The 22,709-nt window shown below is 69.0% G+C and carries 26 protein-coding genes and 1 other RNA gene; 21 read left to right on the top strand and 6 right to left on the bottom strand.

All coding sequences use genetic code 11. The features are described from left to right. Window positions 1–62 precede the first annotated feature (62 nt). Window positions 63–809: a 4-hydroxy-tetrahydrodipicolinate reductase gene (dapB, locus tag PGB26_RS12085; RefSeq protein ID WP_271637873.1), complete on the top strand. Its 747-nt coding sequence runs from the start codon at window positions 63–65 to the stop codon at window positions 807–809. Further along, entirely contained in the window at window positions 806–1,249 is a 444-nt protein-coding gene (locus tag PGB26_RS12080; protein ID WP_271637872.1) for a hypothetical protein, read from the top strand. Before dapB ends, PGB26_RS12080 begins: the two co-directional genes overlap by 4 nt. 11 nt (window positions 1,250–1,260) lie before the next feature. Here the strand turns inward: PGB26_RS12080 and PGB26_RS12075 are convergent, their stop codons facing one another. The 3 genes from PGB26_RS12075 to PGB26_RS12065 all read right to left on the bottom strand — a co-directional run bounded on the left by PGB26_RS12075 (window position 1,261) and on the right by PGB26_RS12065 (window position 2,773). Beyond that, window positions 1,261–1,686, bottom strand: a complete 426-nt coding sequence (locus PGB26_RS12075; protein ID WP_071642358.1) for an OsmC family peroxiredoxin — start codon at window positions 1,684–1,686, stop codon at window positions 1,261–1,263. 89 nt (window positions 1,687–1,775) lie between these two features. Continuing rightward, the gene (locus PGB26_RS12070) at window positions 1,776–2,351 is read right to left on the bottom strand and encodes a DUF4395 domain-containing protein (protein ID WP_271637871.1); all 576 of its coding nucleotides are present in this window, start codon (window positions 2,349–2,351) and stop codon (window positions 1,776–1,778) included. Continuing rightward, complete coding sequence (locus PGB26_RS12065) at window positions 2,348–2,773, bottom strand: thioredoxin family protein (RefSeq protein ID WP_271637870.1); 426 nt, start codon at window positions 2,771–2,773, stop codon at window positions 2,348–2,350. Before PGB26_RS12065 ends, PGB26_RS12070 begins: the two co-directional genes overlap by 4 nt. 68 nt (window positions 2,774–2,841) lie before the next feature. Between PGB26_RS12065 and PGB26_RS12060 the strand changes: the two genes are divergently transcribed. From PGB26_RS12060 to dapF, 16 genes are all read left to right on the top strand, one after another. Next, window positions 2,842–3,651 (top strand): thymidylate synthase, encoded by an 810-nt coding sequence (locus tag PGB26_RS12060; protein ID WP_271637869.1) that lies wholly within the window; start codon window positions 2,842–2,844, stop codon window positions 3,649–3,651. Further along, window positions 3,648–4,124, top strand: coding sequence for a dihydrofolate reductase (locus PGB26_RS12055; RefSeq protein WP_271637867.1), 477 nt, complete (start codon window positions 3,648–3,650; stop codon window positions 4,122–4,124). Before PGB26_RS12060 ends, PGB26_RS12055 begins: the two co-directional genes overlap by 4 nt. Next, window positions 4,124–4,885 carry an SDR family NAD(P)-dependent oxidoreductase gene (locus PGB26_RS12050; protein WP_271637866.1) on the top strand — a complete coding sequence of 254 codons (762 nt, stop codon included), beginning with the start codon at window positions 4,124–4,126 and terminating at the stop codon, window positions 4,883–4,885. The genes PGB26_RS12055 and PGB26_RS12050 overlap by 1 nt, the downstream gene beginning before the upstream one ends. Window positions 4,886–4,927: 42 nt before the next feature. Beyond that, entirely contained in the window at window positions 4,928–5,905 is a 978-nt protein-coding gene (gene dapA / locus PGB26_RS12045) for a 4-hydroxy-tetrahydrodipicolinate synthase (protein WP_271637865.1), read from the top strand. A gap of 60 nt (window positions 5,906–5,965) precedes the next feature. Then, window positions 5,966–7,642: a ribonuclease J gene (locus tag PGB26_RS12040; RefSeq protein ID WP_271637864.1), complete on the top strand. Its 1,677-nt coding sequence runs from the start codon at window positions 5,966–5,968 to the stop codon at window positions 7,640–7,642. A gap of 60 nt (window positions 7,643–7,702) precedes the next feature. After that, window positions 7,703–10,462 carry a DNA translocase FtsK gene (locus tag PGB26_RS12035; protein WP_271637863.1) on the top strand — a complete coding sequence of 920 codons (2,760 nt, stop codon included), beginning with the start codon at window positions 7,703–7,705 and terminating at the stop codon, window positions 10,460–10,462. Next, entirely contained in the window at window positions 10,462–11,037 is a 576-nt protein-coding gene (gene pgsA, locus PGB26_RS12030; RefSeq protein ID WP_271637862.1) for a CDP-diacylglycerol--glycerol-3-phosphate 3-phosphatidyltransferase, read from the top strand. The genes PGB26_RS12035 and pgsA overlap by 1 nt, the downstream gene beginning before the upstream one ends. Continuing rightward, on the top strand, window positions 11,034–11,516 hold the full coding sequence (locus PGB26_RS12025; RefSeq protein WP_271637861.1) for a CinA family protein: 483 nt from the start codon (window positions 11,034–11,036) through the stop codon (window positions 11,514–11,516). Before pgsA ends, PGB26_RS12025 begins: the two co-directional genes overlap by 4 nt. A gap of 153 nt (window positions 11,517–11,669) precedes the next feature. Further along, a complete protein-coding gene (locus tag PGB26_RS12020; protein ID WP_071642381.1) occupies window positions 11,670–11,978 on the top strand; it encodes a helix-turn-helix domain-containing protein in 309 nt (102 codons plus the stop codon). Between the two features lie 16 nt (window positions 11,979–11,994). Further along, window positions 11,995–12,216: a DUF3046 domain-containing protein gene (locus PGB26_RS12015; protein ID WP_271637859.1), complete on the top strand. Its 222-nt coding sequence runs from the start codon at window positions 11,995–11,997 to the stop codon at window positions 12,214–12,216. A 246-nt stretch (window positions 12,217–12,462) separates the two neighbouring features. Then, window positions 12,463–13,506, top strand: a complete 1,044-nt coding sequence (recA, locus tag PGB26_RS12010; protein WP_182252964.1) for a recombinase RecA — start codon at window positions 12,463–12,465, stop codon at window positions 13,504–13,506. A gap of 48 nt (window positions 13,507–13,554) precedes the next feature. Continuing rightward, window positions 13,555–14,247, top strand: coding sequence for a regulatory protein RecX (locus PGB26_RS12005; RefSeq protein ID WP_271637857.1), 693 nt, complete (start codon window positions 13,555–13,557; stop codon window positions 14,245–14,247). Between the two features lie 59 nt (window positions 14,248–14,306). Continuing rightward, window positions 14,307–15,860 (top strand): tRNA (N6-isopentenyl adenosine(37)-C2)-methylthiotransferase MiaB, encoded by a 1,554-nt coding sequence (gene miaB, locus PGB26_RS12000; protein ID WP_271637856.1) that lies wholly within the window; start codon window positions 14,307–14,309, stop codon window positions 15,858–15,860. A gap of 41 nt (window positions 15,861–15,901) precedes the next feature. Continuing rightward, entirely contained in the window at window positions 15,902–16,786 is an 885-nt protein-coding gene (gene miaA / locus PGB26_RS11995) for a tRNA (adenosine(37)-N6)-dimethylallyltransferase MiaA (protein WP_271637855.1), read from the top strand. Window positions 16,787–16,824: 38 nt separating this feature from the next. After that, the gene (locus PGB26_RS11990; RefSeq protein ID WP_271637854.1) at window positions 16,825–17,361 is read left to right on the top strand and encodes a dihydrofolate reductase family protein; all 537 of its coding nucleotides are present in this window, start codon (window positions 16,825–16,827) and stop codon (window positions 17,359–17,361) included. Window positions 17,362–17,370: 9 nt separating this feature from the next. Next, window positions 17,371–18,243, top strand: a complete 873-nt coding sequence (gene dapF / locus PGB26_RS11985; RefSeq protein WP_271637853.1) for a diaminopimelate epimerase — start codon at window positions 17,371–17,373, stop codon at window positions 18,241–18,243. Window positions 18,244–18,253: 10 nt separating this feature from the next. Here dapF and PGB26_RS11980 read toward each other — a convergent pair whose 3' ends face one another. Continuing rightward, window positions 18,254–18,901, bottom strand: coding sequence for a class I SAM-dependent methyltransferase (locus PGB26_RS11980; protein ID WP_271637852.1), 648 nt, complete (start codon window positions 18,899–18,901; stop codon window positions 18,254–18,256). A gap of 70 nt (window positions 18,902–18,971) precedes the next feature. On the opposite strand from PGB26_RS11980, the gene hflX reads away from it, so the two are divergent. After that, on the top strand, window positions 18,972–20,480 hold the full coding sequence (gene hflX, locus PGB26_RS11975; protein WP_271637850.1) for a GTPase HflX: 1,509 nt from the start codon (window positions 18,972–18,974) through the stop codon (window positions 20,478–20,480). Window positions 20,481–20,522: 42 nt separating this feature from the next. Here hflX and PGB26_RS11970 read toward each other — a convergent pair whose 3' ends face one another. Beyond that, window positions 20,523–21,176 carry an SIMPL domain-containing protein gene (locus tag PGB26_RS11970; protein WP_271637849.1) on the bottom strand — a complete coding sequence of 218 codons (654 nt, stop codon included), beginning with the start codon at window positions 21,174–21,176 and terminating at the stop codon, window positions 20,523–20,525. A gap of 159 nt (window positions 21,177–21,335) precedes the next feature. Between PGB26_RS11970 and ssrA the strand changes: the two genes are divergently transcribed. Then, window positions 21,336–21,705, top strand: a transfer-messenger RNA (tmRNA) gene (ssrA, locus tag PGB26_RS11965). Between the two features lie 43 nt (window positions 21,706–21,748). On the opposite strand, the gene PGB26_RS11960 is transcribed toward ssrA, so the two are convergent. Next, window positions 21,749–22,354, bottom strand: a complete 606-nt coding sequence (locus tag PGB26_RS11960; protein WP_271637848.1) for a TetR/AcrR family transcriptional regulator — start codon at window positions 22,352–22,354, stop codon at window positions 21,749–21,751. A gap of 117 nt (window positions 22,355–22,471) precedes the next feature. On the opposite strand from PGB26_RS11960, the gene PGB26_RS11955 reads away from it, so the two are divergent. Beyond that, window positions 22,472–22,669, top strand: a complete 198-nt coding sequence (locus tag PGB26_RS11955; protein WP_271637847.1) for a hypothetical protein — start codon at window positions 22,472–22,474, stop codon at window positions 22,667–22,669. Window positions 22,670–22,709 lie beyond the last annotated feature (40 nt).

Below are 22,709 nucleotides of genomic sequence, written 5' to 3'. Positions count from 1 at the left end.
CGGCGGCGAGCTGCCGGGTCACGTTCGCGGAGCCTCCCGGCCGGCGAATCTAGACTGGGAGCATGACGACACAGGTCGCCCTCGTCGGCGGTACAGGCTCACTCGGTCGCATCATCCACGCGGTGATCGATCAGCTCGACGGCTTCGAGGTGCGCTCCGTGCTCGGGTCGGCGAGCGACCTCGATGAGATGGACGGCGCCGACCTCGTCGTCGATGCGTCGATTCCGGCGGTGAGCATCGACGTGGTGCGGGCGGCGGTCGAGCGCGGCATCAACGTGCTCGTCGGGACCTCGGGATGGTCGCAGGAGCGCATCGCACTGGTGCGGCCCCTGGTCGATGCCGCCGACACCGGTGCCGTGTTCATCCCGAACTTCTCCCTGGGGTCGGCCCTGGGCTCGGCGTTGGCGGCAGCCGCGGCGCCGTTCTTCCCCTCGGCGGAGATCATCGAGGCGCATCACGATCGCAAGATCGACTCGCCCAGCGGCACCGCGGTGCGCACGGCCGAGCTGATGGTCGCCGCGCGCGAGGCGCAGGGTCCGTTCCAGGCGCCGCACGTCGACCAGCGTGCGCGCGGGCAGCAGATCGCCGGGGTGCCGGTGCACTCGCTGCGCCGCCCGGGCGTCATCGCCAAGCAGGAGGCCATCCTGTCGGGTCCGGGTGAGACGCTGACGGTCGTGCACGACACGATCGACTCGGCGGCCGCCTACGCGCCCGGCATCCGGCTCGCGGTTCCGTACGCGCGCGATGCGCGCGGGGTGGTCGTCGGCCTCGAGAATCTCGTCGACATCGGCATCCGGGCCCGCGCATGAGCTCGCGGATCGGGGTGGCTGTGATGGCAGCGGCCCTGCTGCTCTACGTCGTCAGCGCGGGCTGGCTGGCGGTGATGTTCCTCCGGGTCGCGACTCCGATCTCGATCGGGATGGCGACCGCCCTGATCCTGATCTCCGCGATCGGGGCGTGGGCGCTGGTGCGCGAGCTGATCTTCGGCTTCGCGGCCGATCGGCTGGGGCGCACGCTCGACGCCGAGGGCGGGATGCCGGCCGCGCCGGAGCAGCTGACGCCGAGCGGGCGTCTGATGCGCGATGACATCGAGCCGCAGGTCGAGAAGTACGCCGCGGCCGCGGAGGCGGAGCCCGCCGACTGGCGCGCTCGTTACCGCCTGGGTGTGGTGCAGGACGCCGCCGGACGGCGCAAGGACGCCAGGACCAGCATCCGCGAGGCGATCAGGCTCTCCCGGACGCGGCCCTGACGACGCGGATCTCAGGCGAGGCTGGCCTCGAGGGTGATCTCGATGCCGGCGAGCGCCTGCGAGACCGGGCATCCGGTCTTGGCGCCCTCGGCGATCTCCTGGAACTTCTCGGGAGTGAGGCCGGGAACGCTCGCGTTGACGTTCAGGTGGCTGCCGGTGATGCCGGTGCCCGGCTTGAAGGTCACCGACGCCGAGGTGTTCACCCGCTCGGGCGGGGTGCCGTTCTCGGCCAGGGCGTGCGAGAGCGCCATGCTGAAGCACGACGCGTGCGCTGCGGCGATCAGCTCCTCCGGCGTCGTGGTCGACTCGGACCCTTCGCTGCGCGACTTCCAGTCGATCGGGAAGGTGCCGAGGTTCGAGCTCGAGAAGGCGACGGTGCCCGAGCCCTCCATCAGGGATCCGGTCCAGGTGGTTGCGGCTTCGCTGGTGACGGTCATTGTTCCTCCGAGAATCGCTCGTGGCATCGCTACGCGGATTCGCGTCGCCCGGCCAGCCTATCCAGACGCAGGCTCCGCGGGAACAGCACTCAGGCGGACGCTCCGCCGCGTCCGAGCGGGCTCACGCGCTGCAGCAGCAGATAGAGCTGGCAGCCCAGGCAGAAGCCGAACGCCGCGTTGAGGAAGGCCGCGACGAACGCCGCGGAGGTCGCGATCGGGAGGGCCAGCGGCACACCTGCGAGGTGCAGCACCAGCCCGGCTGCGACGACGATCAGCCCGACACCCTGTGCGAAGCGCGGCGGGCGCGCATCCTCGAGTTCGACGGGAGGGGCGAGGCGAGGGCGGACCGACGTGCGGAACAGCACCGACCACGGTGAGGTGGACGGAGAGACGACGCCCCAGACGAACAGGGCGGCCACCACCGAGGCGATGATGAAGCCCGGGTCGGATGCCCGCTCCGCGACGGACGCCGTTCCGATCAGCCGATGACCACCGGGGAACGTCGAGGATGCGAGGGGCTGATACGCGAACCACCCGAACGACGCGCTCGCGCTCGATGCCGCGATGCCGGTCAGCGCGAAGACGGTCGCGATGAGCAGCAGTGCGGAGGTGATCCATGCGGCGAATCGCGGAGCCCGCGGGTCGATCGTGGTGTGCGAGGTCATGAGGCGTCCTGGAGGGCGGGCAGTTCGTCGAGAGCGGCGATGACGGCTTCCCGGCGCGGCACGCCGGTGAATCGGGCGACGACCTGAGCATCGGCGTCGACGAGCAGCGTGGTCGGCGTGCTCAGGACGCGGTTCTTCGCGGCCAGATCTGCGCGGTGCGTGAGATCCACATCGTGCACGACGAGCGCACCGCGATCCGAGACGACTCCGTGCAGCATCCGTCTGACCTGCGGGCAGCGAGCGCAGGTCTCGGTGCTGAACAGGACGAAGGCGGCTCGGCCCGGCGTCAGGCCAAGGCGAACGACGTCGACGCGACCGGATGCACGCCGGCGCCGGCCGTCGAGCACCCGCCACACCGCCCCGACGCCGACGGTCGCGAACAGCAGGGTGCCGACGGTGAGCAGGGCGGTCTCGAGCGGCATGGGTCGAGGCTACGTCGAACGCCGCAGCCGCGCCCGAGTGTGACATCGCGTGACGTATCGTTGCTGGCATGAGTGCAGTCGTGCCGACACCATACGAAGATCTGCTGCGTGACGTGCTGGAGTCGGGTACCCATAAGGACGACCGAACGGGTACGGGCACGACCAGCGTCTTCGGACGCCAGATCCGGTTCGACCTCTCTCAGGGGTTTCCCCTGATCACCACCAAGCGCGTGCACTTCAAGTCGATCTCATACGAGCTGCTGTGGTTCCTGCGCGGCGACTCCAACGTGCGCTGGCTGCAGGAGAACGGCGTGACGATCTGGGACGAGTGGGCCGACGCCTCAGGCGACCTCGGACCGGTGTACGGAGTGCAGTGGCGCTCCTGGCCGACACCGGACGGCGGCCACATCGATCAGCTCTCCCAGGTGATCGAGCAGATCAGAGCGACACCGGACTCGCGCCGCCTCATCGTGTCGGCGTGGAACCCCGCCGACATCCCCGACATGGCGCTCGCACCGTGCCACGCGCTGTTCCAGTTCTACGTCGCCGACGGCAGGCTGTCGTGCCAGCTCTACCAGCGCAGCGCCGATCTGTTCCTCGGCGTCCCGTTCAACATCGCCTCCTACGCGCTGCTGACCCTCATGGTCGCGCAGCAGACCGGGCTCGAACCCGGCGACTTCGTATGGACCGGCGGCGACTGCCACATCTACGACAACCACGTCGAGCAGGTCCGCGAGCAGCTCGGGCGCGACCCGTATCCCTATCCCACGCTGAAGATCGCGCGCACGCCGGAGTCGATCCTCGACTACCGCTACGAGGACTTCGTCGTCGAGGGCTATCAGCATCACCCGGCGATCCGAGCGGCGGTGGCGGTATGACCTGGGCAGGGCTTATCTGGGCCCAGGCGAGAGGCGGCGTGATCGGAGCCGACGGAGGGATGCCCTGGCACGTGCCCGAGGATCTCGCGCACTTCAAGGAGGTCACCTCGGGCACGCCCGTGATCATGGGCCGCCGCACGTGGGACTCGCTGCCCGAGCGCTTCCGCCCGCTGCCCGACCGCGAGAACATCGTCATCACCCGCAGTCAGGACTGGAGTGCGGACGGCGCTCGTCGCGTCGCCGGCATCGCCGAGGCCGTGCGGGGTCAGGATCGCGTCTGGATCATCGGCGGAGCGGAGATCTTCCGGCAGGTGATCGGCGACGCCGACCGCCTCGAGGTGACCGAGCTCGACATCGAGGTCGACGGCGACGCGTATGCACCCTCGGTCGACGGCTGGCGTCTGGTCGACGAAGGGGAGTGGCAGACGTCCCGCACCGGCATCCGGTACCGCTTCCTCGGATACGAGCGCTGATGCCGACCGCACTCATCACTGGAGCCAGCGCAGGACTCGGCGCCGAGTTCGCGCGGCAGCTCGCCGCGCGACACGCCGACCTCGTTCTCGTGGCGCGCAGCGCCGACGCCCTCGAGACATTGGCCTCACAGCTGCGCGAGGAGCACGGCGTGCACGTCGAGCTGATCGTCGCCGACCTGGCGCTCGAAGCCGACCTGCACCGCGTGGCGGAGCGGGTCGCCGACGCCGCAGCCCCGATCGACCTGCTCGTCAACAACGCGGGCTTCGGGCTGCCCCTGCAGTTCGCCGACAACCCGATCGATGACGAGGTGCGGCATCTGCGCGTGCACGTGGAGGCGTCGATGCGACTCATGCACGCGGCCATCCGCGCGATGCGCGGCCGCGGCGGACGGATCATCAACGTGGCATCCGTGGCCGGATTCATCTCCCGCTCCACCTACTCCGCCTGCAAGGCGTGGCTGATCGGGTTCAGCCGGTGGGCGAACGCCGAGTATGCCCGGGACGGCATCAGCGTCACGGCGCTGTGCCCCGGCTTCACGCACACGAGCTTCCACGAGAGGATGGGGCTCACGCCGGGCCGGGAGGGCGTGCCCGGCATCATGTGGCTGGACGCACCCCGGGTCGTGCGCGCAGGCCTGCGGGATGCCGCGCTCGGCCGCCCCGTGTCGATCCCCTCGCTGAGGTACAAGCTCATCGTCGCGCTCACGCGCGTGCTGCCCAGCCGGCTCACCTCCGGCATCGCACGTCGCGGTCGCGTCTGACGCGGGTCCCGGCGCCGGGCGGTGAAACGCTACGCTGAGAGGATGACGCACGCGGAGAATCCCTTCGGACAGGTGCTCGTCGCACTGGTCACCCCGATGACCGCCGACGGCGAGGTCGACTGGCCGGCCACCGAGAAGCACATGGACCGCGTCATCAGCGACGGTGCCGACGGCATCGTCGTCACCGGGACGACCGGCGAGACCTCCACACTCACCGACGACGAGAAGATCCGTCTCGTCGAGGTCGGCAAGGACGTCTCGGCGGGGCGGGCGAAGATCATCACCGGCGGAGGGTCCAACGAGACCGCGCACGCCATCGAGCTGTACAAGGCGAGCGAGAAGGCCGGCGCCGACGGCATCATGATCGTCACGCCGTACTACAACAAGCCGACCCAGGCCGGCATCCTGACCCACTTCCGGCTCGTCGCCGACGCGACCGATCTGCCTGTCATCCTCTACGACATCCCCGGCCGCACCGGCGTGCCGATCAGGTACGAGACGATCCTGCGCCTGGCCAAGCACCCCAACATCCTCGCCGTGAAAGACGCCAAGGGCGACTTCAGCGAGGTCAGCCGCGTGCTGAACCAGACCGATCTGATGTACTTCTCGGGCGATGACTCGAACGTGCTCCCGCACCTCTCGATCGGCGCCACGGGCATGATCGGCGTCACCGCCAACATCACCTCGGCGCCCTACCGCACGATCGTCGACGCGGTGAACCGCGGCGACCTCGCCACGGCGACCGCCGAGCACAAGCGTCTCGAGCCGCTCGTGCGCGCGGCGATGACGCACGTGCCCGGCACCGTGTCGGCCAAGTACATCCTGCACGGCCTGGGTCGCATCAACAGCCCCCGCGTGCGTCTGCCCCTCGTGGGGCCGGAGGAGTGGGAGGCGGCCCTCATCGAGGACGAGCTCGCCCTCGTCAAGGATGTCGCGGGCGCCGACTTCTCGAACTTCCGCCCTGACCGCAACGCGGCCGCGGGCGGCGCACTGCCCAAGGTGCACGGCACCACACGATGAGCGCGATTGCGCGCTGACACCGACATGACCGGGCCTCACACGCCCGCTTGAGGAGACCGAATGACCTTCCCCCTCGCCGACCCCGAGCCGCTCGCCCCCGGAACGCTGCGGGTCACCCCGCTGGGCGGTCTGGGCGAGGTCGGTCGCAACATGACCACGTTCGAGTACGAGGGCAAGATCCTCATCGTCGACTGCGGCGTGCTCTTCCCTGAAGAGCACCAGCCGGGCGTCGACCTGATCCTGCCGGACTTCGAGCCGATCAAGCATCGCCTCGACGACGTGGTCGGCGTCGTGCTGACCCACGGCCACGAAGACCACATCGGCGCGGTGCCGTACCTGCTGCGTTTGAAGCAGGACATCCCGCTGATCGGATCGGGGCTGACGCTCGCGCTCGTCGAGGCGAAGCTCAAAGAGCACCGGATCAAGCCCTTCACGCTCACGGTGAAGGAGGGCCAGGAAGAGAGGGTCGGGCCGTTCGACCTCGAGTTCGTCGCGGTCAACCATTCGATCCCGGATGCCCTCGCCGTCGCCATCCGCACCCCTGCCGGCCTCGCGCTGGCGACCGGCGACTTCAAGATGGACCAGCTGCCGCTCGACGGACGGATCACCGATCTGCGCGCCTTCGCGCGTCTCGGCGAGGAGGGCGTCGACCTGTTCCTCGTCGATTCCACGAACGCCGACGTGCCCGGCTTCACACCGACCGAGCGCTCCATCGGCCCCGTGCTCGAGCAGGTGATCGGCAAGGCGCGCCGCCGCGTCATCGTCGCCAGCTTCTCCAGCCACGTGCACCGCGTGCAGCAGGTCATCGACGCCGCGCACGCGCACGGGCGTCGCGTCGCCTTCCTCGGCCGCAGCATGGTGCGCAACATGACGATCGCCGAGCAGCTGGGGTACCTCAAGGTGCCCGCGAACGTGCTGATCGACTACAAGAAGGCGCGCGACCTGCCCGACGACAGGATCGTCTACATGTCCACCGGCTCGCAGGGTGAGCCGATGGCCGTGCTCAGCCGCATGGCGAATCTCGACCACGCGATCGAGCCCGGTGAGGGCGACACCGTCATCCTCGCCTCGAGCCTGATCCCGGGCAACGAGAACGCCGTCTACCGCGTCATCGACGGGCTCACCAAGCTCGGCGCCGACGTCGTGCACAAGGCCAACGCGAAGGTGCACGTCTCGGGACACGCTGCGGCCGGTGAGCTGATCTACTGCTACAACATCCTGAAGCCGAAGAACGTGCTGCCCGTGCACGGTGAGTACCGCCACCTGATCGCGAACGCCAAGCTCGCGCAGGACACCGGCATCCCCGAGGAGCGCACGATCGTCGGGGGCAACGGCACCATCATCGACCTCCGCGACGGCGAGGCGCGGGTCGCGGGGCAGCTCGACATCGGCTTCGTGTACGTCGACGGATCGACGGTCGGCGGCATCACCGACGCAGACCTGAAGGATCGCCGGATCCTCGGCGAAGAGGGCTTCGTCTCCGTCATCGTCGTCGTGGACTCCTCGACCGGACGCATCATCTCGGGCCCCGAGATCCATGCGCGCGGCGTCGCGGAGGAAGACCGCGTGTTCGACGACATCACGCCGAAGATCGTCGCCGCCCTCGAAGAGGCGGCGAGCAACGGCGTGCGCGACAACCACGCGCTCTCGCAGATCATCCGTCGCACGATCGGTCGCTGGGTCAACCAGAAGCTGCGCCGCCGCCCGATGATCGTGCCCCTCGTGATCGAGGCCTGATACCGCGCAAAGCCGCGTCACTGCGGGCCGTTGTCCGCCGTCGGCCGTACCGTGGATGACATGGCCAGGAGCACCACCAAGTCCGAGCGCGCGTCCGAGAGCGCGAGCTCGTCTCGCCCGAAGCGGCAGACGACGGCCCGATCGAGCGCGAAAGCCGCTCCGGCTCCGAAGAAGTACATCGACGACGCCGAGCGGCCGCCGCTCGGGGTGCGCATGTGGCTGGGGCTCGCGCACGGCGTGGGCGGTCTGTTCCGCGCGTTCGGACCCGAGAACCTCGAGAAGGACCAGCGGCGCGACGGCTTCCCGCTGCTGCTGGTGCTCTTCGCCATCGTCGGCGGCGTGGTCGAGTGGTTCTTCATCGGCGACGTGATCGCGCAGAACGTCAGCGCCTTCACCTGGGGGCTGCTGGTCGGCCGGGTCGCGTTCGTGCTTCCCGTGCTGCTGCTTCTTCTCGCGGGCTGGCTGTTCCGGCATCCGTCGTCGGTGCACGACAACGGCCGGATCGGGATCGGCTTCGGGCTCTTCGTGCTCTCGCTCGCCGGCATCCTGCACGTCGCATCGGGCACGACCGGGGCGACCGGCGCGATCGTCCGGCCGCAGCCGCGCGACGGCATGCCCGAGCTCAGCGCCGCCGGTGGCCTCTTCGGCTGGATGCTCGGTGAGCCGCTGGCCTTCCTGACCCCGGCCGTCGCGTACATCGTCCTCGCGATGCTGGCCGTCCTCAGCATCCTGATCCTCACCAAGACGCCGCCGAACCGCATCGGCGAGCGACTGGGCGATCTGTACGCGTGGATGTTCGGCGCCGAGCGCCCCCTGCGCCAGACCGCCGAGGAGGCGGGCGCCGCTGACGACGCGGAGAACGACGACGCGCTGCCGTGGTGGCGCCGCAACAAGAGCGGGCGGGAGGAGACGCCGGACGACGACGTCGACTCCCAGGCCATCACGGCTCTCTTCGACGAGCCCGCCCAGAAGACCGCGTACGACCAGGCGGTCATCGTCGACGACGAGCCCGCGCACGGCGGGGCGGATGCAGCGACCGAGGTGCTCTCCGACGTCAGCGCCCTCACCGGGATGCTCGGTGAGCAGAACACGACCGCGCTGCTCGACGACTCCGGATCCACCGGTGAGCTGCCAGGGCTCGACGGCTTCGGGACCGACGGACCGGGGGAGAAGGGGCTGCAGGCGCCAGCGGCTCCGTACGTGCTGCCCTCGACGGCGGTGCTTAAGTCGGGACCGCCGCCGGTGGTGCGCTCGGACGCCACCGACCGCACGATCGAGCAGATCACCAGCGTGCTCGAGCAGTTCAAGGTCGACGCCAAGGTCACCGGCTTCTCACGCGGACCGACGGTCACGCAGTACGAGGTCGAGGTCGGTCACGGCGTCAAGGTCGAGAAGATCCTTCAGCTGAGCAACAACTTCGCCTACGCGGTCGCATCGAACGACGTGCGCATCCTGTCGCCCATCCCCGGCAAGAGCGCCATCGGCATCGAGATCCCCAACGTCGACAAGGAGACCGTCGCGCTCGGCGACGTGCTGCGTTCGAGCGCCGCGCAGAAGAGCACGCATCCGCTGACCATCGGCGTCGGCAAGGACGTGGGCGGCAACATCGTCGTGGCGAACCTGGCCAAGATGCCGCACCTGCTCGTGGCCGGTTCGACGGGGTCGGGAAAGTCCAGCTTCGTGAACTCGATGATCACGAGCCTGCTCATGCGAGCCCGCCCCGCCGATGTGCGCATGGTGCTGATCGACCCCAAGCGGGTGGAGCTGACCAGCTACGCCGGTGTGCCGCACCTGATCACGCCCATCATCACGAACCCCAAGAAGGCGGCGGAAGCGCTGCAGTGGGTCGTGAAGGAGATGGACATGCGCTACGACGATCTGGCGTCGTTCGGGTACCGCCACATCGACGACTTCAACAAGGCCGTCCGCGCCGGCGAGGTGCAGGTTCCGCCGGGCAGCGAGCGCGTGCTCAAGCCCTATCCGTACCTGCTGGTCGTGGTCGACGAGCTGGCCGATCTGATGATGGTCGCCCCGCGTGACGTCGAGGACTCGATCGTGCGCATCACGCAGCTGGCCCGCGCGTCTGGCATCCACCTCGTGCTCGCCACGCAGCGCCCCAGCGTCGACGTGGTCACGGGCCTGATCAAGGCGAACGTGCCCTCCAGACTCGCGTTCGCCGTGACGAGCGTGACCGACAGCCGGGTCATCCTCGACGCACCGGGTGCTGACAAGCTCATCGGCCAGGGAGACGCGCTCTTCTCGCCGATGGGCTCGTCGAAGCCGTTCCGTCTGCAGGGCGCCTGGGTCGACGAGGCCGAGATCTCGGCGGTCGTCAAGCACGTCACTCAGCAGGCGCGCCCGGAGTACCGGCCCGACGTGCAGGAGTCTGCCGAGGCGCGCAAGAAGGAGGTCGACGAGGACATCGGCGACGACCTCGAGCTGCTGCTCGCCGCCGCCGAGCTGATCGTGTCGTCGCAGTTCGGCTCGACCTCGATGCTGCAGCGCAAGCTGCGCGTCGGCTTCGCGAAGGCCGGTCGTCTCATGGATCTGCTCGAGTCGCGCGAGATCGTCGGCCCATCCGAGGGATCCAAGGCCCGCGATGTGCTGGTGACATCCGAGCAGCTTCCCGGTGTGCTCGCGAAGCTGCGCGGCGAGGACGCGCCGGCACCGGCCGCGCCGGCCGCGCCGGCCGCGAGCGCGTCCGCCTCCGCCGACCAGTACGGCCACGACCCGGTGGCCCGGCAGTTCGAAGGGCTGCCGGTGGTGGAGAGTGATGACGACGGCGACGAGGACGCCTGGGGCCTGACGGGGCGCGACTGATGGCGATTCCCCGGCAGCTCCCCAACGCGATCACGGTCGCGCGCATCCCTCTCGCGGTCGTCTTCTTCGTGCTCCTGCTCATTGCAGGCACATTCGGCGCCGACGACATCGTCATGCGCTGGGTGGCCGCCGTGCTGTTCGTGCTGGCCATATCGACCGACTGGGTCGACGGCTACCTCGCCCGCAGGTACGACATCGTCAGCGACTTCGGCAAGCTGTGGGACCCGATCGCAGACAAGCTGCTGACAGGTGCGGGCTTCCTCGGGCTGGCGATCCTCGGCGAGGTTCCCTGGTGGATCATCGTCGTGATCCTGATCAGGGAGTGGGCGATCACCATCCACCGCTTCACTCTCGTGCACGAGCACGTGGTCGCCGCGGCCTGGATGGGAAAGATCAAGACCGTCGTCCAGGGCATCGCCCTGAGCTGGGCGCTGCTGCCGCTGCACGGCCTGGTCGGTCAGACGGCCTGGGTCGTGGTCACGCAGGTGCTGATGATCCTGGCGCTCGTGCTCACCGTCGCGAGCGGCATCGACTACGTCGTGGCACAGGTGCGCGGTCGTCGGAGGGCCGGATGACCGACGCCGAGCTGCTGGTCGCCGCTCTGCGCGAGCGCGGCTGGACGCTGGGCGTGGCCGAGTCGCTCACCGGCGGAGCAGTCGCCTCCGAGATCGTGTCGGTCCCCGGTGCGTCCGCGACGCTGCTGGGCGGCGTGGTCGCCTATGCCACGCCGGTCAAACACACCCTGCTCGGCGTGGACGCCGGTCTGCTCGTCGAGCATGGTGCGGTGCATCCGGACGTCGCCGTGCAGATGGCCGAGGGCGTGCGGCGGGCTATGGCCGTCGATGCGCGCCCCGCGGACGTCGGCATCGCGACCACGGGCATCGCCGGGCCCGACTCGCCCGACGGCCAGCCGGTGGGCACCGTGCACATCGGCGTCGTCACCCCGACGGGCGCATGGAGCATCCCGCATCTGTTCATGGGGACGCGCGCCGAGATCCGCGCCCAGGCGACCGCGGCGGCCATCGCGGCGGCGCTGGACGCCGTGCGGGAATAGCGCCTCGCGCGCCGGCGTTCCTCCCTGTGTGACAAGTCGTTCACTCACAACTCAAACACAGCGAGAAACAGTAGATTCAACGACACCCGGTCGGGTTAGACTGGCGATCCCCTCGGAGCAGGTTCCGGGTGGCGCGAAGGAGAGGAGGTTCCGATGATCCTCGTCAGACAGGAAATCGGCGATGTGCTGCGGGACTTCCGCCTGCAGAAGGGGCGCACCCTGCGACAGGTCGCGAGCAAGGCCTCAGTGGCCCTCGGCTACCTGAGCGAGGTCGAGCGCGGTCAGAAGGAGGCGTCGAGCGAGATCCTCGCATCGGTCGCCGAAGCGCTCGATGTGCCGATCTCGACGATCATGCGCGAAGTGGGTGACCGCATCTCCGTGCTCGAGGGCCTCAGCCCGTTCCCGGATGTGGTGCCAGACGACCTCGTCGCCGAGGTCGAGCCCGAGCTGTCGCTGCACTGACGCTGCAGCGACTCCCATGAGACGAAGCGAGTTCCTCCGCGCGGTCGCCGATGAGTTCGGCGGCCGCGCGGACTCTCTTGTGCACGACCTGATCCTCGGGTCGCTCGGCAGGACGGCGCGCGAGGCGCTGGATGCCGGTGTTCCCCCGCGCGACATCTGGCTCGCGCTGTGCGACGAGACCGACGTTCCCGCGACGCGTCGCTACGGCGTCGGGCGCCTGGATCCCCGCGAGCGCTGAACGAAACTCCGCGGTTCGCTTTCGGCGTGTCGTCGAAGATGTGTTCGATGTCCGCGTAGTGTTCTGCACAAGTGGTCTTGAGGTCATCTTCTCCACATCAGACGCTGTCGCCGATCCAATGTCGGTGGCTGCTCGTACGGTGAGGGATGTGGCACTGAGCCATACGCCTTGTCGCAGAGTCACTCCATCCGGAACGGCCGCGACAGCCTACAGGCGGCAGAACTTCGAGATACAGAGGAGCACGTCATGCCATCAACCGACGACCGCGAGAAGGCCCTGGACTCCGCGCTCGCGCACATCGAGCGTCAGTTCGGCAAGGGTTCGATCATGCGACTGGGCAGCGACGAGCGCGCTCCCGTCGAGGTCATCCAGACCGGGTCGATCGCCCTCGACGTCGCCCTGGGCATCGGAGGTCTGCCGCGCGGACGCATCATCGAGATCTACGGTCCCGAGTCGTCTGGTAAGACCACGCTCACGCTGCACGCGATCGCCAACGCGCAACGCGCGGGCGGCATCGCCGCGTTCATCGACGCCGAGCACGCGCTCGACCCCGAGTACGCGCGCAAGCTCGGCGTCGACATCGATCAGCTGCTCGTCTCGCAGCCCGACACGGGTGAGCAGGCGCTCGAGATCGCCGACATGCTGATCCGCTCGGGCGCGATCGACCTCGTCGTCATCGACTCCGTCGCCGCCCTCGTTCCCGAGGCGGAGATCAAGGGCGAGATGGGCGACTCGCACGTGGGTCTGCAGGCCCGACTCATGTCGCAGGCACTGCGAAAGCTGACCGGTGGGCTGAACCAGACGAAGACCACCGCCATCTTCATCAACCAGCTGCGCGAGAAGATCGGTGTGTTCTTCGGTTCTCCGGAGACGACGGCCGGTGGTAAGGCGCTGAAGTTCTACGCCTCGGTCCGCCTCGACATCCGTCGAATCGAGACGCTGAAGGACGGCACCGAAGCGGTCGGAAACCGCACCCGCGTCAAGGTCGTCAAGAACAAGATGGCCCCGCCCTTCAAGCAGGCCGAATTCGACATCCTCTACGGCGTAGGCATCTCGCGCGAGGGCAGCCTCATCGACTTCGGCGTCGAGCACGGCATCGTCAAGAAGTCGGGCTCCTGGTACACCTACGACGGCGATCAGCTCGGGCAGGGCAAGGAGAACGCCCGCAACTTCCTGATCAAGAACGACGACATCGCCATGGCGATCGAGACGCAGATCAAGCAGAAGCTGGGCGTCGGCGTCAAGGCCGAGGCCACCGTCGACGAGCTCGCCGAGCGTCGTCCGGCCTGATGTCATCCGCTGACGTGTTTCGACGTCGCTCAACAACCGTGGTGAGTCATGTCATCCGCTGACAAGCTCGCGCCGGTGATCCCGCTCTTCGGTGGCGCGCGTGGCGTCGGCCCTGCCACGGACTCCGTGAGGGCCGCGCCCGCGCCGGCCGGCGTGCGATTCGACGATCCGGGCGACGCCCATGACGAGCCAGCGCCGGTCGAACCCGACGCCGACGAGATCCGTCAGCGCGCCGAGGAGACCCTGGTGCGCAAGCTCCGCGCCAAGCAGCTGTCGGTCTCGGAAGCGCGATCGGTTCTGCGCGAGAACGGCCTCGATCGCGACGCGATCGAAGACGTGATCGATGAGTTCCTCCGCCGCAGCTATCTCGACGATCACACGCTGGCGTCGCTGCTGGTGACCTCGGGCTCCGAGCGAAAGGGACAGGGCCGCATCGCCCTGGCTCGATCGCTCGCGCAGCGCGGCATCCCGCGCGACATCGTCGACGACGCACTCGCAGAGCTGCCCGACGACGATGCCGAGCGTGCACTGGAGTTCGCCCGCAGCAAGGCATCCGGCATGAGCCGCCTCGAGTACGACACCGCCCTGCGCCGGCTTCACGGGCAGCTCGCCCGTCGCGGCTACGGCGGATCGGTCGCGATGGACGCCGCTCGCACAGCTCTGAGCGAGGTCGGCGTGCGTCGTGCGGCGACCCGCCCCGGCATGCGGCCCTCGGGCGTCCGGTTCGTCGACTCCGACTGAGCATCCGCTCTACGGGCCGCTCAGCCACCAGGCCGGGCGGCTCGTAGAATGGACGCACCATGTCTTCTCTCTCCTCCGAACCGACGATCATCGCGCTCTCCGACGCGGCGATCGCCGCCGATGGGCGCCGTCGCTCCTACGAGCTGCGCACCTTCGGCTGCCAGATGAACGTGCACGACTCCGAGCGTCTCTCCGGCTCGCTCGAGAGCGCAGGGTACGTGCGGGCTGATGCCGGCGACGAGGCCGACATCGTCATCATCAACACGTGCGCCGTCCGCGACAACGCCGCCGGCAAGCTCTACGGCACCCTCGGGCATCTGAAGTCCCGGAAGGACAAGCACGAGGGCATGCAGATCGCCGTCGGCGGGTGCCTCGCGCAGATGGATCAGCAGGCCGTGCTCGACAAGGCGCCCTGGGTAGACGTCGTCTTCGGCACGCACAACATGGGCTCCCTGCCGGGGCTGCTCGAGCGCGCCCGCCACAACGGCGAGGCGGAGCTCGAGATCCTCGAGTCGCTCGAGGTCTTCCCCTCGACCCTGCCCACCAAGCGCGACTCCGCGCACAGCGGCTGGGTGTCGATCTCGGTCGGATGCAACAACACCTGTACGTTCTGCATCGTGCCGAGCCTGCGCGGGAAGGAGAAGGACCGCCGGCCCGGCGACATCCTGAATGAGATCCGCCTGCTCGTCGAAGACGGGGCCATCGAGGTCACTCTGCTCGGGCAGAACGTCAACTCCTACGGCGTCGAATTCGGCGACCGCCAGGCGTTCAGCAAGCTGCTGCGTGCGGCGGGCGAGATCGAGGGGCTCGAGCGCATCCGGTTCACCAGCCCGCACCCCGCAGCCTTCACCGACGACGTCATCGACGCAATGGCCGAGACCCCCAGCGTCATGCCGCAGCTGCACATGCCGTTGCAGTCCGGCAGCGACAGCGTCCTCAAGGCGATGCGCCGCTCGTACCGCAGCTCGCGCTACCTCGGCATCATCGAGAAGGTGCGCGAGCGCATCCCGCACGCCGCCATCACCACCGACATCATCGTCGGCTTCCCCGGCGAGACCGATGAGGACTTCGAAGACACCATGCGCGTCGTCGAGCAGTCCCGCTTCTCAGGCGCCTTCACGTTCCAGTACTCCATCCGCGAGGGCACGCCCGCCGCGACCATGCCGAACCAGGTGCCCAAGGATGTGGTGCAGCGGCGCTACGAGCGCCTCATCGCGCTGCAGGAGCGGATCTCGCTGGAAGAGAACCAGAAGCAGGTCGGCCGTGAAGTCGAGGTGCTGGTCTCGGTCGGCGAGGGCAAGAAGGACGCCTCCACGCACCGCCTCACCGGTCGCGCAGAGGACAACCGTCTGGTGCACTTCGAGGTGACGTCGGGGTCCGAGCTGCCGCGCCCCGGCGACGTCGTCACCGTCAAGATCACGCACGGCGCGCCGTTCCATCTCCTCGCCGACGATCCGACCGGTGCGCCGCTGCGCATCCGCCGCACCCGAGGCGGCGACGCATGGGACCGCGCGCAGGCCGCGTCGTGCGGGGTTCCCGCCACGGCTGGCGAGTCGGGTGCGCCGCGCGCCGTCTCGCTGGGCCTGCCCACCCTGCGCCCCGCGGGGTCTTGACCCCGCACTCGGCGCGACCAGGCCACCCGCGGCTCTGGGCGGTGGTCGGCGCCACGGGCACCGGCAAGAGCGAGCTCGCTCTCGACCTCGCCGAGCGGCTGCGCGCACGCGGCAATCCGGCCGAGATCGTCAACGCCGATGCCATGCAGCTGTATCGGGGCATGGACATCGGCACGGCTAAGCTCGCCGTCGCCGAGCGGCGGGGCATCCCGCACCACCTGTTCGACGTCCGCGAGGTCGCCGACGAGGCGGCGGTCGCCTGGTATCAGCCACGCGCCCGAGAGTCGATCGCAGCCATCCACGCCCACGGCGGCGATGCGATCCTCGTCGGCGGCTCCGGACTGTACGTCTCGAGCGTGATCTTCGACTTCCGCTTCCCCCCGAGGGATGCCGCCGTCAGAGCCCGTCTCGAGGCTGAGCTCGACGCGCACGGTGCCGGAGCGGTGTTCGAGCAGCTGCGCGCGCGCGATCCCGAGACCGCCGCCCGGATCGATCCGAAGAACGGACGCCGTATCGTCCGCGCGCTCGAGGTCATCGAGCAGGGCGGCGCGACGCACGGGGCGGCTCTGCCCGAGAAGCCCGAGCTGTGGCATCCCGCGACACGGATCATCGGCCTCCACACGCCGCGAGAGCAGCTCGTCGAGCGCCTCGACCGGCGCGTGGAGCGGATGTGGCAGGACGGGATGCTCGAAGAGGTCGACCGCCTGCGCGCCGACGGCATCGAGAGGGGCGTCACCGCGTCACGCGCGATCGGATACGCGCAGGCGCTCGCGCAGCTGGGCGGCGAGCTGACCCAGCATGAGGCGATCGCCGAGACGCAGGCGCTCACTCGCCGCTACGCGCGGCGACAGGTGTCGTGGTTCAAGCGCTACCCCGACATCGAATGGGCCGAGCACCCCGTCGACGTCGACTCGCTCATCGACTGACTCTGGCGGGCGTCGGCGGCTGCAGGCACGATGGGCGCATGGCCACGCACTACTACACCGCCTCGTCACTCGACGGGTTCATCGCCACGCCCGAGCACTCGCTGGATTGGCTGCTCAGCCAGGACATCGACGAGAACGGTCCGATGGCCTATCCCGGGTTCATCGCCGTGATCGGGGCTCTCGCCATGGGATCGTCCACGTTCGAGTGGGTCATGCGGCACGAGGAGGGACGATGGGACTACGCGCAGCCGACCTGGGTGTTCACCCACCGCGACATCCCCGCTCCGGCACGGGGCGACGTGCGCTTCACACATGAGGACGTGCGTCAGGTGCATGCCGAGATGACGGCGGCGGCCGAGGGGAAGGACCTCTGGATCGTCGGCGGGGGAGACCTGGCCGGCCAGTTCGCCGACGCCGGGCTGCTCGACGAAGTCTGGGTGCAGTACGCGCCGGTCATGCTCGGATCCGGGGCGCCGCTCCTGCCACGGCGAGTGGACCTCGAGCTGATCGATGTGGCGCGCAACCGCAGCTTCATGTGCGGCAGGTACCGGGTCGGGGGTTCCGACGCTCTCTAGACTGTTCGCATGGTCGCATTCACCAAAGGGCACGGCACGGGCAACGACTTCGTGATCATCGAAGACGCCGACGGCGCTCTCGATCTCACGGCCACTCAGGTGCAGGCCCTGTGCGACCGCAACTTCGGCGTCGGCGCCGACGGCGTGCTGCGCGTGGTGCGATCCGCGTCGATTCCCGAATGCGCGGCGGCTCTGGCCGAGGAGCCGGATGCGGAGTGGTTCATGGACTATCGGAACGCAGACGGGTCGATCGCCGAGATGTGCGGCAACGGCATCCGCGTCTTCGCGCACTACCTGCTTCGCGCTGGCCTCGCCACGATCGACAGCGGCTCGACGCTGCCCATCGGCACGAGGGCCGGGGTGCGCGATGTGCTGCGCTCCCAGAACGGCTACCAGGTCGATCTCGGCCTGTGGAAGCTCGTCGGCGGCGAGCCGCTCGCGCGGGCGGCGGGACTTTCGGTCCCGCGCCCTGGCCTCGGCATCGACGTGGGCAATCCGCACGTCGTGGTCGCCCTGGCATCCGACGACGAGCTCGCCGGGGTCGACCTGAACCCGACACCGATTCTCGACCCCGCGCCGGTCGACGGCGCGAACGTCGAGTTCGTGGTGCCGGGGGAGCCCCTGGTACGAGACGGGATCGGGCATGTGCGCATGCGCGTGCACGAGCGCGGTGTCGGCGAGACGCTCAGCTGCGGCACGGGTGTGGCGGCGACCGCCCTCGCGGTACGGCACTGGGCGGGGTCGCAAGCGCCGCATCAGTGGCGCGTCGAGGTGCCCGGAGGGGTGCTCGGGGTGCGGATGTTCCCCGCGGAGGACGGCGAGCACGTCGCCCTGTCGGGGCCCGCGCAGCTCGTCTACCGCGGCGAGATCGACCTCGTCTGAGGCCGATCGCTCATTCGGGCAGCACGATCGGGGCGGTCGGCGGGGTGCCGTGCCGGCGCACCTTGAGAATGCGGTACCCCTTGCCGGTCGCCGCGCGGGTCACGCTGAAACCCGGGCTGAACACCGAAGCCATCCACCGCTGCAGCGAGTCGGATCCGAGGTTGCGCTGCACCACCAGCCAGGCGTCGCTGCGCTCGTCGAGGCGGGGGATCCAGCGCTCGAGCATGGAGTGCAGCTCGCTCTTGCCCACCCGGATCGGCGGATTCGAGCGGATCGTGGTGAACACCACGTCGTCGGGAACATCCTCGGGCTTCACGGCGTTGACATTGGTGAGGCCGAGGGACTCGGCGTTGCGCCTGGTGAGATCCAGCGCCCGCTCGTTCACGTCGACCGCCCAGATCGTGGCGTGCGGCGCCGAGAGGGCCATGGTGAGACTGATCGGGCCCCACCCGCATCCGAGATCGAGGAAGTTGCCGCTCGGCGGCAGAGGAGCCATGTTGGCGAACAGCACCGCAGTGCCGGTGTCGAGCCGGTCGGGACTGAACACGCCGCCCGCGGTGGTCACCTCCCGATCGCGCCCCGCGAGCGGAACGGTGATGGTTCGGAGGTTCTCGGCACTGGCCGGGGCCGCACTGAAGTAATGATCGGACGACGGCATGCAGTGAGCGTACCGGACACCGCGGGCTAAGGTTAAGGCGCTTCTCAGAGAGGACAGAGTTCACCACCGGATGACGAACACCAACGACGACAACATCACACAGGACGCACTGGATCGCGTGCTCGCGAACGCAGAGCCGCGCACGCAGGCGCGCGTCTTCGGCGCAGCCCAGGCGCTGCAGGATGCGGCATCAGCCGCCCACACCGACGCGGACGGCGCGCAGTGGGACCTCGAGGATCGCCATGCCCTCCGACGTGTCGCGGGCCTCTCGACCGAACTCGAGGACGTCACCGAGGTCGAGTACCGGCAGCTGCGTCTGGAGAACGTCGTATTGGTCGGCGTATATCCGCAGGGCGCGCAGGAGGATGCCGAGAACTCGCTGCGCGAGCTCGCCGCCCTCGCTGAGACGGCAGGCGCCGTGGTGCTCGACGGTCTGCTGCAGCGCCGGCCGCACCCCGACCCTGCGACCTACCTCGGCCGCGGCAAGACGCAGGAGCTCAAAGACATCGTCGCCGCCGTGGGCGCCGACACGGTCATCGCCGACACCGAGCTCGCCTCCAGTCAGCGACGCGCGCTCGAGGACGTCGTGAAGGTGAAGGTGATCGACCGCACCACCGTCATCCTCGATATCTTCAGCCAGCATGCGAAGAGCCGCGAGGGCAAGGCGCAGGTCGAGCTGGCTCAACTCGAGTACCTGCTGCCGCGACTGCGCGGCTGGGGCGAGTCGATGAGCCGTCAGGCCGGCGGCCAGGTCGGCGCGGGCGGCGCGGGCATGGGCTCACGTGGACCCGGTGAGACGAAGATCGAGCTCGATCGCCGTCGCATCCGCACCCGTATGGCGCAGCTGCGCAAGCAGATCCGCGAGTTCGCTCCGGCGCGCGACGCCAAGCGGGCCGAACGCAAGCGCAACACCATTCCCTCGGTGGCGATCGCGGGGTACACGAACGCCGGCAAGTCGAGCCTGCTGAACGCTCTGACCAGCGCCGGCGTGCTCGTCGAGAACGCGTTGTTCGCGACACTGGATGCCACCGTCCGGCGCGCCGAATCGGCCGACGGCCGCGTGTACACGCTCGCCGACACGGTCGGCTTCGTGCGCAATCTCCCGCATCAGCTGGTCGAGGCGTTTCGTTCGACGCTGGAGGAGGTCGGCCAGGCCGATCTGCTCGTGCACGTCGTCGACGGCTCGCATCCCGACCCCTCCGCGCAGCTGCAGACGGTGCGCGATGTGATCGGCGACGTCGGCGGGCGGGACATCCCGGAGATCGTCGTCTTCAACAAGGCCGACCTGATCGACCCCGACGAGCGCCTCGTGCTGCGCGGCCTCGCACCCGACGCTCACTTCGTGTCGTCGCGTACGGGGGAGGGCATCGCGGAGCTGCGGGCCGAGATCGAGCGGCGCCTGCCGATGCCGGCCGTCGAGGTACGCGCGCTCGTGCCGTACGACAGGGGAGATCTCATCTCGGCGGTTCACGAGAGCGGTGTCCTGGTCTCGGCTGAACACGAGGAGAACGGCACGGCCGTGCACGCGCACGTCTCCGAGCGCCTCGCGGCCGAACTCGCGCCCTTCGCCATCGGCTGACGGCTGCTGCTGCGGGCGACGGTTCGCCCGCAGCAGGAGCCGTCAGGATGCCGAGAAGCGGCCCTCCACCGTGGCGGAGACGGTGATCTCCTCGCCCTGGAACTCCATCGCCGGCGCCGTGTCGAAGGCTCCGGCAGCACGCATCGCGACCGGTGCGAAGCCGGCGGTCTCGGCCGAGATCAGCCCGCGATCGGCGATCTCCAGGGGGATGACGGTGCTGAGACCGAGCGCCTCAGCGTAGGCCCGAGCGCGCGAGACGGCGACGCCGACGGCCTGGGTCGCGACCTCGCGCTCGACCTCGCGCTCGGTCTCGGGGGTCAGATGCCAATCGACCCCGCCGAGGGCGACGCCGTCCTCGGCGGAGAGCTCGGTGGCCCACAGCGACAGCTCCGAGATGTCGGCGAACGTGGCGGTGAAGTCGATGCTCGCGCGGTAGACGGGCGCGAGCCTGCGCCCATCGGCGTTCCAGGGCCGCTCGGCGTACACACTCAGCCGCTGGCTGGTCCAGGCGGTCACGCTGCGCGCCTCCTCCCGTGAGACGATGCTCTCGCGCACCGGCCCCGCGAGGGCCAGAACCCGCTGCGCCACCGCCTCACGCTCGGGGCCGTCGAGCGCCACGCTGAGTCGGACGGTGGCGCGCTCGGGTGCGACGCGCAGTTCGTGCTCGCCGCGGACGGTGATGATGACTTCGCTCATGCGAGCGACTGTACGGCACAGCGCGGACCGGCGGGTGCGGACGGACCCGGGGCGGAATAGCATCCGGCGTCGATCCGTTGTAGTCTGTGATGCTCGGGAGCACATGCTCCCGCTGGTAATTCCACAGTGTGACAGCGGCTCCTTCGCGAGAAGGTCCACGGGGCTGATCGGTTTCGACGGCGCCTGTGTATCGACGAGAAGCGGGCCGAGGATGCAGGGTTATCTCGTGAACGCTCCCTGCAAAAACATAGTTGCCGAAACCAAGCGCAACGACTTCGCCCTCGCTGCCTAAGCGAGCCCGATAGTCCGTCAGACCGTATGTGATCCCCATACGGACCCTGGCGTCATCTAGGGATCTTGCTGCGTGACGGCGTCTGGACGTCACGTGGGACTCTTCCCAGACTGGGCTCGTCGACTTAGGTGTCTGTGACAAAGGTCGGAGCCGAGCAGAACGCCTCCACAGACTGCGCCCGGAGAAGACGTGGATTAGCAGCGTCGGACGGGGGTTCGATTCCCCCCAGCTCCACCAGCCGCTGTCACTGTGGAAGACCAGTCCCGAGGGCCCACGCCCCTCACACCCGAGGGCGCAGCCCGTCGAGTGCGACCGCGCGGATCTCTGCGCCCAGCAGCTGCGGGTCGACGGGGCCATCCGGCCGATACCACTCGACGACCGAGTTGATCATCCCGAAGATCAGGCGGGTGGCGACACCGGCGTCCAGATCCGCTCTCACCAGTCCTTCGGCCTGCGCCTGTCGCACCATGCCGGTGACCGTGTGGTCGAACCGACGACGCCGCTCGAGAGCGGCGAGCTCGATCTCGCTGTTGCCGCGCAGGCGCAGCAGCAGCGTGACCTGCGGCAGCCGCTCGGTCAGCACCCGCACGGCGCCGTCGACGATGGCGGTGAGCCGCTCACCGGCCGTGGGATGCTCGAGTGCCGCGTGCAGGGCATCCTCCAGACCTCCCAGGGCGTCGTCGAGGGCGATCTGCAGGATCTGCTCCTTGGAATCGACGTGGTGGTACAGCGCGGACTTCGTCACGCCGAGCCGAGCGGTCAGATCCGACACCGATGTCGCATCGTAGCCCTGCTCGTTGAACAGCTGCACGCCCACGCGGATGACGTCGGCACGATCATGCCCCGGGCGTCCGCGGCGCGAGGGACGGTCTGTCGTCGCGGTCACGGGCGAGTCCTCGGCATGCACCAACTCTAACCGCGCGGCTCCCACGGACGCGGCCGCGGAGTCGCCGGTCAGACCGGTAAGCTGAGAGGGTAATCCGACGATCGGAAAGGCTTCGACATGGTCGACTTCATCGTGTTCCTCGTGCTGTTCCTGGGCGGCATGTGGCTTCTCGGCGCCGCGTGGGAGATGCCCGCCTGGCAGGGCGTGGCGTTCAGCGCCGGCATCATCCTCGTCAGCCTGGCCATGGCGTACGTGATGCGCCAGCGCGGCTCGGCGACGCGCCGCACCGACAGCTGGGGTCAGCGCCAGAAGTGACGGAAGGCGCCGCTCGCGCGGCGCCTTCGCTCCCGGGCCT

The organism is Microbacterium sp. nov. GSS16, assembly GCF_028198145.1.
Classification (GTDB): domain Bacteria; phylum Actinomycetota; class Actinomycetes; order Actinomycetales; family Microbacteriaceae; genus Microbacterium.
Note: the sequence above shows the minus strand (reverse complement) of the source record. Positions and strands in the feature narration are given on the sequence as shown.